The 12,300-nt window shown below is 74.7% G+C and carries 7 protein-coding genes; 4 read left to right on the forward strand and 3 right to left on the reverse strand.

The window, feature by feature from the left end:
* Window positions 1–322: 322 nt before the first annotated feature.
* Window positions 323–1,003, reverse strand: a complete 681-nt coding sequence (locus ACFXB5_RS25870; RefSeq protein WP_385211925.1) for a hypothetical protein — start codon at window positions 1,001–1,003, stop codon at window positions 323–325.
* A gap of 245 nt (window positions 1,004–1,248) precedes the next feature.
* Here ACFXB5_RS25870 and ACFXB5_RS25875 point away from each other — a divergent pair, with 245 nt between their 5' ends.
* Complete coding sequence (locus ACFXB5_RS25875) at window positions 1,249–3,288, forward strand: helix-turn-helix domain-containing protein (RefSeq protein WP_385211927.1); 2,040 nt, start codon at window positions 1,249–1,251, stop codon at window positions 3,286–3,288.
* Between the two features lie 100 nt (window positions 3,289–3,388).
* On the opposite strand, the gene ACFXB5_RS25880 is transcribed toward ACFXB5_RS25875, so the two are convergent.
* The gene (locus tag ACFXB5_RS25880; protein ID WP_385211929.1) at window positions 3,389–7,735 is read right to left on the reverse strand and encodes a hypothetical protein; all 4,347 of its coding nucleotides are present in this window, start codon (window positions 7,733–7,735) and stop codon (window positions 3,389–3,391) included.
* A gap of 326 nt (window positions 7,736–8,061) precedes the next feature.
* Here ACFXB5_RS25880 and ACFXB5_RS25885 point away from each other — a divergent pair, with 326 nt between their 5' ends.
* Window positions 8,062–9,531 carry an aldehyde dehydrogenase family protein gene (locus tag ACFXB5_RS25885; protein ID WP_385211931.1) on the forward strand — a complete coding sequence of 490 codons (1,470 nt, stop codon included), beginning with the start codon at window positions 8,062–8,064 and terminating at the stop codon, window positions 9,529–9,531.
* A gap of 34 nt (window positions 9,532–9,565) precedes the next feature.
* On the opposite strand, the gene ACFXB5_RS25890 is transcribed toward ACFXB5_RS25885, so the two are convergent.
* On the reverse strand, window positions 9,566–10,459 hold the full coding sequence (locus tag ACFXB5_RS25890; protein WP_385211933.1) for an RNA-guided endonuclease InsQ/TnpB family protein: 894 nt from the start codon (window positions 10,457–10,459) through the stop codon (window positions 9,566–9,568).
* 62 nt (window positions 10,460–10,521) lie between these two features.
* On the opposite strand from ACFXB5_RS25890, the gene ACFXB5_RS25895 reads away from it, so the two are divergent.
* Together ACFXB5_RS25895 and ACFXB5_RS25900 are read left to right on the forward strand one after the other, a co-directional pair.
* The gene (locus tag ACFXB5_RS25895; protein ID WP_385212000.1) at window positions 10,522–10,701 is read left to right on the forward strand and encodes a hypothetical protein; all 180 of its coding nucleotides are present in this window, start codon (window positions 10,522–10,524) and stop codon (window positions 10,699–10,701) included.
* Window positions 10,702–10,719: 18 nt separating this feature from the next.
* Window positions 10,720–12,264 carry a GMC family oxidoreductase gene (locus tag ACFXB5_RS25900; RefSeq protein ID WP_385211935.1) on the forward strand — a complete coding sequence of 515 codons (1,545 nt, stop codon included), beginning with the start codon at window positions 10,720–10,722 and terminating at the stop codon, window positions 12,262–12,264.
* The last annotated feature ends 36 nt before the right edge of the window (window positions 12,265–12,300 follow it).

The raw sequence follows: 12,300 nt of genomic DNA on the forward strand, positions 1-12,300 counted from the left end.
CCCCCTCTCCCTCGGCCCCGAGCGGCATCACCCCCGTTGACCCGCTCGGGCCCGCGTCCCCGTCGGGGCACGTCCCCCGTCCCCCGACAGCCCCCTCGGGCCGCGTCCCCCGACAGCCCCTCGGCCGCCCCCGTCGGCCCCGGGCCACGTCAGGCCCCGGGCCACGTCAGGCCCCGGGCCACGTCACCCCCCGTCGGCCCCGTTTGGGCCACGGCCCCGTCCCCCGTCGGCCTCCTCAGGCCGTGTCACGCCAGTCAGCCCCCGTCAGCCCCCCTCGGGCCGCACCCCCGTGCGCCCCGTAAGGACCCCCGTCAGACCCTGCTCACGGGTGGTACAGCTTGACCACGGCAGTCGTGGCGGTGCGCTTGAAGTCGGCCAGCGGTGCCTGGTCGTAGCCGCCCATCTCGCCCCACGTCACGACGGTGACGGTCCGGCCGTCGCGGCCGACGCCGAAGAGGTGGATGCCGGGCTCCGAGTCCGGGTACGAGGTGTGGACGCCGTAGACATGGGCGCCGTCCTCGGCCGTCAGGGCGCCGTAGTCCCGCCATGAGGCGGTGCCCTCCGGGAACTGGCTCTCCCAGTCGGCGGCGCAGTTCCGGATCTTCTTCTCGGCCGCGGCGGCGAGCTTGCGGGCCGCCTCCACCGTGCCGGTCCTGACCACGATCTGGGTGGCGCCGGTGTCGTACTCGGTCCAGAAGGTGCGGTGGGTCGCCCCGGCCGACGGGAAGGTCTTCTCCACGCAGAACGGAGGGGTCTCGGGCAGGCCCTTGGTGACATCACTCGCGTACCAGTCGGAGCTCGGATGCGGCGGGAGCTCCCTCGGCACGAGGTGGCCGGGGGTGCGCTGGGGCACCGCCGCCTGGGTCTGGGCGTGGGCGTGGGCCTGGGCCTGGGCCTGCGGTGCATGGGCCAGGGCCGGACCGGTCCCGGCCACGGCCATGATCGCGGCCGCTGCCACGACGCCGGGCGCGGCGCCGCGGAATGAGTGCGTGGGCTTGCGCATGAGGTGTTTCCCCGTCTCTTCCCGATCTCAGGGTTTCAGCATGTCGCCGTCGCACCTGGAGGTCGCGGCGGCAGGACAAGCGTGTGCGCCACCTGGCCGTGGCGGCTACGACCGGCGGGGCATTCGGGACGCTGGAACGCCTGCACGTACGCTGACTTGGGGGTATGACAACACCCTGGAACGCGCTCGTGGGACGCCCACGGAACGACTCGCGGTGCCGGGGACGATATTGGGGGGTGGTGGGCGTGGGGAACGCCAAAGAGGTCGAGGATTTCGCCGAGAGACTGCGGGCGCTGAAGGAGCGCTCGGGCCGCAGTTACGGCTCGCTGGCCACACGACTGCACGTCAGCACGTCCACGCTGCACCGCTACTGCAACGGCGACGCGGTCCCGGCGGACTACGCCCCCGTCGAACGCTTCGCCCGGCTGTGCGGCGCCACCCCGGAGGAGCTGGTCGCCCTCCACCGCCGCTGGATCCTCGCGGACGCCGCGAAGCGCCGCGCGCGCGAGAGTGCGATGTCGGCTCCGCGCGGGGGCGAGGACGCGGCCGACGGCCCGGCCGCGGACAGCGCGGTGCGAGGGAGGAACGCCCGGTCCGGTGACGGTGCGCCGCGGCACTCGGCCGACGTACGAGGCACCGACGCCGCGTCGGACGCGTCCGGGACCACCACGGCGCCCGCCGCCTCGGGGCCCGCCGCGCCCTTGGCCGCCGACCGCCGGGAGGCGGGCGTCGCCACGTCCGGCTCGGGCCCGGTGACCGACCCTCACCCGGATGCGGCCACGACCACCGGCCCGGCCGGAGACAGCGGTAGCGGGCCGGAGGCCGGTGCGCGCTCGCGCGACGCTCAGCCGGGCGCGGCAGCCGATGAGCGACCAGAGGAGCGACACGACACCGCCAGCCCGGCCGACGCGTCGAGGGCCGCTCCGATGCCCGACGCCCACCCGGCCGCACAGCACGCGTCCGCCGTGGCCGACCCCGCACCGGGCCGCCCCGGAGGCGACACCGGCTCGGACCGGTCGGCACAGGCCCGTGACGCCACGCACCGCGGGTCGGCCGCGCACCAGGACGGCAACCCCCACCAGCACGGCGACGCCACCGACCAGGACGACGGCGACCGGACCGACGGCGACCGGGCCCAACCGCCCGGCGCGCTCACGGCCGAGGCCGGGTTAGCAGCCACGGCCAAATCCGCACCCACAGCCAAGGGCGAACGCACGGCCACCGGCAAGACCGGACCCACGCCCACAGGCAAAACCGACCCCCCGCCCGCCAAGCGGGCCCGTTTGCGGGCCGTGGCGGCAAGCGCCACGGACGCCGCCACCGCCACAGCCTCACGCGCACGGCGGCCGTGGGCGCTGCTCGCCGGGGCCGCCGCCGTTGTCGTGCTCGCCGTTACGGCGGTCGAGGTGCGGCCGCCCGGGGAGGACGGCCGTAAGGACACCGCGGCCGTGCCTCCCTCCGCCGCGCCCACCTCCACCCCGCCCGCCGGGCCGACCGCCCGAGGCCATCTGGACCGTCAGAAGACGGACGGCGACAAGGAGTCCGGCGCGCCGCGCGGCGACGACGGGAAGGGCGAACGCGGCGGTAAGGAGCAGAGGGCCAAGGGGGACGCCTCCGGCTCGCCGACGCCCGGCGCGACCAAGGGGACGGACCACGGCGGATCCACCCAGGTCCCGCTCACCCTCTCCACCCGTTCCCATGTCTGGGAGAACGGCTGCGGCCACCGCTATCTCATCGACCGGCCCCCGACCCAGGTCGCCCCGCCGCCCACCGAGCAGGACGCCCCGACATGGGCCGCCGCCCATGACGCGGTGCACGGCGGGACCACCAATGTGGAGGTCACGGTGCAGGGCCGGGCCTCGTCGGCCGTCGTCCTGCAAGCCCTGCACGTACGGGTCGTGGGCCGCCACACCCCGCTCGCGTGGTCGTCGTTCGCCATGGACAACGGCTGCGGGGGCTCCCTCACCCCGCGCGCCTTCGCGGTGAATCTGGACGCCGCCCGTCCGCTGGCCCGCCCCACGGACGGCAATGACGCGGGCAAGCCGATCCCCGCCGTCCACTTCCCCTACCGCGTCTCGGCCTCGGACCCGGAGGTGCTGCTGGTCAACGCCCGGACGGCGGGCTGCGACTGCAGCTGGTACCTGGAGCTGGACTGGTCGAGCGGCGGCCGCTCGGGGACGGTGCGGATCGACGACCACGGCTCGCCGTTCCGCACCAGCAGCGTCAAGGGGCGCCCGGCCTACGCCTACGACTACACCAACGGCACCTGGCACAAGAGCGACTGACCCCTGGGGCCCCGGGACCCCCGGACCCCAGGCCCCGGGGCCCCGCGACCCCCGGACCTCGGGCCTCCCACGCCCCCGCGCCCCCGGCCACACCGCCGTCTCACTCCACCGCCGTCGTCAGCCGCAGCGCCGCGTCCCGCACATCCGCGTGCGGATGGCCGCGCAGCGTGCGCAGCCGCTCCCGCCAGGGCTCCGCCCATTCCGTACGGGCCCCGGCCACCTCCGTAAGGGTCGCGGCGAACAGCCCGGAGGCGTGGCCGCCGTCCTCGTCGAGCTCCCGCGCGGCGCGCATCAGGGCCGCGTCGGAGCCCGGCCGCATGGCGGTGTTCAGCCGTCGGCGCAGGGCGTCGGCGGTACGGACGGCGAGCGCGGGGCGGGTGGTGTGCAGCCGGGCGAGACGGGCGAGGGCGGCGGTCAGCGGGCCGGGGCGGGAGTCCAGGTCGAGGGCGTTCACCAGCACATGGGCGGCCTCCTGGACGAACGTCTCGTATCCGGCGAGGAGTTCACCGGCGGCCCGCGCGGTGCGCCGGGTCACCCGGGGCCGCATCCGGGCCCGGGTGGCGAGCCGGTCGGCGAGGTGCCGGATGCGGCGGTGCGCGGGGCGGTCCCGGTCCGGTTCGGCGTCGGGGCCGCCGGGCCGGGCGTCGGCGGTGGCGAGCGCGGCGAGCGCCCAGGCCAAGGGGTTGTCACCGGGCGAACCGTCAGGCGCCGCGGCCATCAGGTCCAGCAGGGCGTCGGCGGCGGGCCGCCAGCTCGCCCGGTTGCCCAGGTCGGTGACGGCCGCCACCAGCACGGCCGCCGCGTCCGGCGCCCACGGCGACCAGCGGGCCAGCGCCCCGTACCCGGCCGCCGCCACCTCGGGGTCGTCGGTGTCGCAGACGGCGCGTATGAGCTGGGCGTAGCGGCCGCGGTGGGGCTCGGGGAGGTCCAGCGGGCGGGTGCGCAGCACGGCGTGGCGCAGCTCGCGCCGTCCGCTCGCGGCGGCGGTCAGCAGCTCCCAGGCGCGTTTGGTGTCGAGCAGCCCGGTGGCGAAGGCGACACAGGCGGCCTGCACATCGGGGTGCTGGCCGGGCAGTTCGAAGGCGTCGGCGAGCAGCGCGGCGGCGTCGGCCACCGGGAGCAGGGTGGCGGCGAGCCGGACGGCCTCCTTACGGCTGGTGACCTTCGCGGGGACGGGCGGTACGGCGGTGGCGACCCCGTCCGGGGCGAGCACCCCGCGCACCAGCCGTCCCAGCCGCGACGGCTCGACGTACCGGGACGCTCGGGTGGCCGCGTACATCGCCACCCGGGCCCGGTCGTCGCCCGCGTGGGCGAGCAGGGCGGGCAGGGCCTCGCCGGGGCGGTCGGTGCGGGCGAGGGCGGCGAGCGCGGCCTCGGCCAGGACCACATCGTCGGTGTCCGTCCAGGTCCGGACGGTGGCGGCGCCGTGGCCGGGGATCGGCGCGGCGTCGGCGACGGCGGTCGCCCGCTGCCCCGGCCGCAGGGAGGTGTCGGCGGCGGCCCGGTCCAGGACGCGGGCGGCGGCGGCCTGCTGACGGGGCAGCCAGCGGCCGGTGTCCCGCCCGGTGGGCGGGGTCCAGTGGGTGCCGGGGGTCAGAAAGCGCCCGTACGGCGGGGTGTCGCCGAGGACGAGGTCGAGCAGATCGGTGCGACGGCGGGTCAGCACCGCCAGGACGGGCGGCAGCACGGCCGCCGAGGGCTCGTGCGCGAGCAGCTCGGCCACGCGGGCGTCCCGCTCGGCCGGTGGTTCCAGCCACAGCCCGATGGCGGTGCGGGCCGTCGTGTCGCTGCCGAACGAGATGGCCTGCCAGAGGAGTTCCTGGAGCTCGGGGAGGGTGTGGGCGCGCCGTCCGAGGGAGCGGGCGAGGGCGAAGGTCAGCTCGTGGTCGACCCGCTCGGCGCCCGCCTCCAGCCAGGGCCGCAGCGCCTCCAACACCGCCTGCTCCTGGCCGCGCCGCAGCTGATGGTCGAGGCGGCCCAGGTCGGCGGGGCCGACACTGCCCGCGAGCCGGGTGAGGGTGCGCAGCGCCCAGCCCAGCAGCTGCCGCCGCCCGGTGACGGCGTGTTCGCGCAGCAGCGCCACGGCCAGCTGGCGCAGCGCCTGGCGGGTGGCGGCGGACGAGTCGCGGGCGGAGATCGCGTCGGCGGCGATCCGGTCCAGGTGCTCGGCGGCGTCGTCGGTGAACAGCGCGGGATGGGTGTGGGCGAGCGCGCCGAGCGCCGCGGAGCGCACCGGGTCCTGCTCGTTGCGCAGCCGCTCCAGCAGGCGCAGCAGCTCGGTGAGGGCGTCCGGGTCGGCGGAGCGGGCGACGCACCGGATCAGCAGCGGATGGGCCAGGGCGCGGTCCTCGGCCGAGGAGCGGCGCACGGCGGCCCCCAGCTCCTCGCGCGCCTCCTCGACCGGCAGATGGGCCACCGACTCCAGCACGGTGGTCCAGGGCGCGCCGCGCTCACGCGCCTGGGCGGCCATCCGGCGGGCCTCGGCCTGGCGGCGGGGGCGCGGCAGGACCTCGAGCACGGCGGGCTCGATGACGGCGTGGGCGGCGTGGGCGGCGTAGGCGGCGTCGCGTCCGCCGGTGGCCTGGTCGTGGGCGGCCTGGCCGTACGCGGCCTGGCCGTACGCGGCCTGGCCGTACGCGGCCTGGCCGTACGCGGCCTGATCGTCGGTGGCCCGGTCGCCGGTGGGCTGGCCGTACGTGGCCGGGTCGTACGTGGCCCGGTCGCCAGTGGCCTGGCCGTACATGGCCCGATCGCCGATGGCCCGATCACCGGTGGCCTGGCCGTACGTCGCCCCATCGCCGGTGGCCCGATCGCCAGTGGCCCGGCCGTACGTGGCCTGATCGCCGGTGGCCCGGCCGTACGTGGCCCGATCGCCGATGACCCCATCGCCGATGGCCCGATCGGCGGTGGCCCGATCGGCGGTGGCCTGGCCGTACGTGGCCCGGTCACCGGTGGCCCGGTTGCCAGTGGCCTGGTCGTACGTGGCCCCATCGCCGGTGGCCCGATCGCCAGTGGCCTGGCCGTACATGGCCCGATCGCCGGTCGCCCCATCGCCGATGGCCCGATCACCGGTGGCCTGGCCGTACGTCGCCCCATCGCCGATGGCCCGATCGCCAGTGGCCTGGCCGTATATGGCCCGATCGCCGGTCGCCCCATCGCCGATGGCCCGATCGCCAGTGGCCCGGCCGTACGTGGCCTGATCGCCGGTAGCCCGGCCGTACGTGGCCCCATCGCCGGTGGCCCCATCGCCGGTGACCCGGTCGCCAGTGGCCCGGCCGTACGTGGCCCGATCGCCGCTGGACTGGTCGTACGTGGCCTGATCGTAGAACGCTGAGCGGCGGGCGGGCGGCAGTGCGGCCAGCAGGCGGGCGAGGGCGTCGGGGTCCGCGTCGTGCCGCAGGGCCCGGCCCAGTTCGGCGAGCTCGGGCGGGTCGGCGCGGACGATCCGGCGCAGCACGGCCCGGTCCAGCCGCCGCCGGGTGCCGCTGTGCTCGGGGGCCAGCAGCAGCCGCAGCGTACCGCTCGGATCGGCGGCCACCAGCGCGGACAGCCGGGCCCGTACGGGGGTCGGCAGCGGGCCCTGGACGTAGTCCTCCAGCAGCTCCAGCACCCGCTCGGGCTCGACGGGCGCGGCGAGCGCGACACAGGGCGCGTAGCGGGTCCACCAGTCGGCGCGCAGCGGCGCGGGCAGCGCGGCGAGCTGACGCGCCGCCTCGTCCAGGACGGCGAGGGGATGCCGGGAGACGAGGGACCGCCAGCCGCGGACGGCGTGGAACAGCCCCGGCAGCAGCCGCACCACGGTCTCGGCGCCGCATCCGGGAAGCAGTCGGGCGGCCTCGCCGTCGCCCCAGCGCTCCCGGAACGGCTCGATCAGCCGGTCCGCGAGCGCGGTGCGCCGCCCGGCCACGACGGTGCGCGCCAGTTCGCGCCGTACGGTGGCGGGCGCGTCCTCGAAGGCCGCCTCCAGCGCGTCGTCCGGGACCGCGCCGGGGCCGCCGCGGCGTGCGGTGTCGAGGGCGCGGTGCCGCACCACGGGGTCCGGGTCGGCGAGCCGCGCCGCGAGATGACCGGTGCGCCCGCCGGCGGCCGCGGCCACGGCCGCCAGCCGCCGCTCGTACGTCCCGCGCCGCTCCAACTCCTCGATCAGCGCGCCCAGCCGCCCCTGGGCACTGGCCGCCCGCGCCCGCCCGGCCAGCTCGCGCATCCGGCGCGGAAAGGGCAGCGGATCGAGGGCGGCGAGCAGCTCGTCGGCGAGGGCCCGGCGGGGATCGGGGACACCGTGGGCTTCGGAGCCGCCGTCGGCTTCGGGAGCCCCGTCGGCTTCGGGAGCCCCGTCGGCTTCGGGAGCCCCGTCGGCTTCGGGAGCCCCGTCGGCTTGGGGAGCGCGGGGAGGCTCGGGGCCGCTGTGGGCTTCGGGGCCGCGGTGGGCTTCGGACGCGTTGACCATGCCAGGGATTGTGCCGCTCACACGTCCGGTCACACGTCCCGCCGCAAGAAGGTTTCCCGGGACACCCATCGCCCCGGCCCCTCGCGCCCGGCCGCGCTCGCTCGCGTCCCACCGCGCCCGCTCGCATCCCCACCCCACCCCACCCCACCCCACCCCACCCCCTCGCGTCCCCGCCACGCCCACGCCCACCCGCACCCCACCGCGCCCGCGCCCTCCCCACGCCGTGCGAGGGGGACCGGCGCCGCTTACGCTCGGTGTGTGGGCCGGACGGGTGCGTCGATGGATCCACTCGGGACCGTCCCTGTCGTCCGAGCCCGGAGGAACCCATGCCGGAGCTGTTCATCGGCGGCCACTGGACGACCGCCCTCGACGGACACAGCCGCGAGATCCGCTGCCCGGCGGACGGCTCGCTGGTCGCGGTGGTCGACGAGGCGGGGCCGAATGACGCCGCCGCGGCGGTGGCGGCCGCCCGGGACGCCTTCGACCGCGGATCGTGGCCCGGTACCCCGGCCGGTGACCGGGGCGGGGTGCTGCTGCGGGTGGCCGAGCTGCTGGAGCGCGAGAAGCCGACGCTCGCCCGCGCCGAGTCCCTGGACACCGGGAAGCGGCTGGTCGAGAGCGAGTACGACCTCGACGACATCGCGAACTGCTTCCGCTACTTCGGCACCCTCGCCTCCTCCGGGAGCGGCGGCCGCGTGGTGGAGGTGGGCAGTCCGGAGATCGACAGCAGGGTGGTGCACGAGCCGGTCGGGGTGTGTGTGCTGATCACGCCGTGGAACTACCCGCTGTTGCAGACGGCCTGGAAGGTGGCGCCCGCGCTGGCGGCCGGGAACACCTTCGTCCTCAAGCCCAGCGAACTGACCCCGCACACCGCGATCCATCTGATGCGGCTGCTGACCGAGGCCGGGCTGCCGGGCGGGGCCGCCAATCTGATCCTGGGCTCGGGGGCCACCGCGGGCGCGCCGCTGGTCACGGACGAACGCGTGGACATGGTGTCCTTCACCGGCGGAGTGGTCACCGGCCGCTGGATCATGTCGGCCGTCGCGCCCACGGTGAAGAGGCTGGCCCTGGAGCTGGGCGGCAAGAACCCCAATATCGTCTTCACCGACTGCGATTTCGACACCGCGGTGGACTACGCGCTCACGGCGGTGTTCCTGCACTCCGGGCAGGTGTGCTCGGCCGGTGCCCGGCTGCTGGTCCAGGAGCAGGTGCATGACGCGTTCGTCGACGAGATCGTTCATCGGGCCCGGAACATCCGGCTGGGCGGGCCGTTCGACGAGAACGCCCGCGCCGGGCCGCTGATCTCCGCCGAGCACCGCCAGAAGATCGCCGACTATGTGGCGGCGGGGGTCGACGAGGGCGCGGTGCTGCGCTGCGGCGGGACCCCGCCCGACGACCCGGACCTGGCGAAGGGCTTCTACTACCTGCCGACGGTGCTGGACGACTGCACCCCGGACATGTCGGTGGTGCAGGACGAGTCGTTCGGCCCGGTGCTCACCGTGGAGCGGTTCCGGGACGAGGACGAGGCGGTGGCGCTCGCCAACGACACGGTGTACGGCCTGGCGGGCGGGGTGTGGACGCAGGACACCGAGAAGGCGCACCGGGTGGCGTCCCGGCTGCGGGCCGGGACCGTATGGATCAACGACTTCCATCCGTACGTCCCGCAGGCCGAGTGGGGCGGGATGAAGCAGTCCGGTTTCGGCCGGGAGCTGGGCCCGTCGGGGCTGCACGAGTACCAGGAGCTCAAGCACATCTGGCGCAACACCGCGCCCCGTCCCCAACGGTGGTTCGATTGACCGCTCCCTTCCCTGATGGGAGGGGATTCCTGGCTCAGGCTGCCTCCGGGAGCAGCGCACCCGGAGGTCTTACGCCCTCGGCACCAGCCGGGTTCAGACCTGCCCGCATCACGTGGGCGGAGTTCTTGTCTCTGGGAGAAACAGCTCCGCACACGGTGCAGGTGTAGATGCGTTCGGACAGCGGCAGTGCGTGCTTGGTTCTCGCTCCGCACGATGCGCAGTCCATGGTGGTGTGCGCGGGATGCACCAGACGGATGTCCCGCCCGTGCTTGCGGCCCATCTCGATCAGAGCCCTCTTCGTGGCGCTGATAGCGGCGTCCGCCGCCTTACGCGCCATCGAGGACCTGGCCAGAAACCTCGGTTCGAAGTCCTCGACGGCAATGGCATCGTGGTCGGTCACCACCTTCTTCGCCCACTTGCGGCCGGTCTCCTGCCGCTGCCGGGCGATCTTCGCGTAGGTCTTCGCCCGCCACGTCTTCGCCTCGCGGTAGCCCTTCGAGGTGGCCTGCCCCTTCCTCGGTCTGCGGCGGGCCATCATCCGGTCGTACCGGGTCAGCCTGGCCCGGGCCTTGCGGCCGTGCTCGACGTGCGGCAGCCGCTCCCGGATGTCCTTGGACGCCTTGGCACGGGACCTGCCGAAGTCCCGGATCACCTGCTGCTGCGGAACACTGGAACCCTCCCGCAACCACGGCGTACGCTCCCGCGCCTCAGTCAGCATCCCGTCGAGCTGCGCCGGGCCACACGTCCGCTTCTCACCCGTGCTGTTGTTGCGCAGGTGAATGGCCTTGGACTTGGCGACACACTCGTTCCAGATCCACCGGCACCGGTCCCATTCCGCCAGCAGCGCCGTACGGGCGGTCGACGACACGCGAAGCCGGTACGTGTACCGGGCGCGCCCGGCCTCGTCGGCTTCACTTGGTGTCATCATGTCGACAACGTAGCGTCATCGTTCGTACCTCACTTCGTGATCCGGCAGACCCACCCGAACGGGTGACCGCCCAAGCCACCGCGGACCGGCGGCCCCTCAACTCACCGCAGCCCTGGTATCTGTGCTGCGGCGCGGTCCTGTTCCTCGGCGCGGTCGCGCTGGGCGGCTTCACCTACTACTGGTTCGTCCAGCGGGCCCGTACGGGTGTGCTCGCCGAACACGCGGCCGCCACCGCCCCGTGAGGACGTGAGGAGAGGCCCGTGGACCAGTTCGACTACGTGGTGGTCGGCGGTGGTACGGCCGGATCGGTGGTCGCGTCCCGGCTGTCCGAGGACCCCTCGGTGAGCGTCTGTCTGCTGGAGGCGGGCCCGTCGGACGTCGGGGACGACAACGTGCTGCGGCTGAACCGCTGGATGGGGCTGCTGGGCTCCGGCTACGACTGGGACTATCCGGTCGAACCGCAGGAGAAGGGCAACAGCTTTCTGCGCCACGCCCGCGCCAAGGTGCTCGGCGGCTGCTCCTCGCACAACTCCTGCATCGCCTTCTGGGCCCCCGCCGAGGACCTCGACGAATGGGCCGCCATGGGCCTGGACGGCTGGTCGGCCGCCGACTGCCTCCCGCTCTTCCGGCGCCTGGAGGACAACGACGCGCCCGGCGACCACCACGGCCGCGGCGGCCCGGTCCGGATCCGCACCGTGCCGCCCGAGGACCCGTGCGGCAGGGCGGTGCTCGCGGCCTGCGAGGAGGTGGGCATCCCCAGCACCCCGTTCAACACCGGGACGACGGTGGTGCGCGGAGCCCACTGGTTCCAGATCAACGCCCGTGAGGACGGCACCCGCTGCTCCGCCTCGGTGGCCTATCTCCACCCCGTCATGGACTCCCGGCCCAATCTGGAGGTGCGCACCGAACTCCAGGCCAGACGGCTGGTCCTGGACGAGGACCGGCGCTGCACCGGGGTCGACTACCTCTCCCCCGATCTGATCCACACCCTCACGGTGCACGCCCGGCGCGAGGTCATCGTCTCCTGCGGCGCCATCGACACCCCGAAGCTGCTGATGCTCTCCGGGATCGGCCCGGCCGGGCATCTGCGGGAGACGGGGGTGGAGGTGGTCGTGGACTCCCCCGGAGTCGGTGGCAACCTCCAGGACCACCCCGAGGGCGTCATCATGTGGAACGCCGAGCAGCCCATGATCAGAAGCTCCACCCAGTGGTGGGAGATCGGCATCTTCACCGCCACCGAGCCCGATCTGGACCGCCCGGACCTGATGTTCCACTACGGCGCGACGCCGTTCGACCTGAACACCTACCGCCGTGGCTACCCCACCTCGGAGAACGCCTTCTGCCTCACCCCGAACGTCACCCGGGCCCGCTCCCGGGGCACCGTGCGGCTGGCCACCCGCGACTTCCGCGACAAGCCGCGCGTCGATCCCCGCTACTTCACCGACCCCTACGACATGGACCTCATGACCCGCGGTCTGCTGCTGGCACGCAAGATCGCCGCCCGGCCCGCGCTGGCCATGTGGGCGGGCGCCGAACTGGCCCCCGGACCCGATGTGAACAGCGGCGCCGAGCTGGCCGACTACGTCCGCGCGACCCACAACACCGGCTACCACCCAGCGTGCACCGTGCGGATGGGCGCGCCCGACGACCCGGACGCCCCGCTGGATCCGCGGCTGAGGGTCAAGGGGGTGACGGGGCTGCGGGTGGCGGACGGCTCGGCGATGCCGTATCTGATCGCCGTCAATCCGTGCATCACGACGATGATGATCGGTGAGAAGTGCGCGGACATGATCAAGCAGACATGACCAAGCAGGCATGATCGAGCAGGCATGATCGAGCGG

The organism is Streptomyces sp. NPDC059455 (genome assembly GCF_042750115.1).
In the GTDB taxonomy this organism is placed as follows: Bacteria; Actinomycetota; Actinomycetes; order Streptomycetales; family Streptomycetaceae; genus Streptomyces; species Streptomyces endocoffeicus.

Excerpts from the sequence above, each read along its gene's own strand:
- ACFXB5_RS25870 (WP_385211925.1), bottom strand. The coding sequence starts at position 1,003 with ATGCGCAAGCCCACGCACTCATTCCGCGGCGCCGCGCCCGGCGTCGTG.
- ACFXB5_RS25880 (WP_385211929.1), bottom strand. The coding sequence starts at position 7,735 with ATGGTCAACGCGTCCGAAGCCCACCGCGGCCCCGAAGCCCACAGCGGC.
- ACFXB5_RS25885 (WP_385211931.1), top strand. The coding sequence starts at position 8,062 with ATGCCGGAGCTGTTCATCGGCGGCCACTGGACGACCGCCCTCGACGGA.
- ACFXB5_RS25890 (WP_385211933.1), bottom strand. The coding sequence starts at position 10,459 with ATGATGACACCAAGTGAAGCCGACGAGGCCGGGCGCGCCCGGTACACG.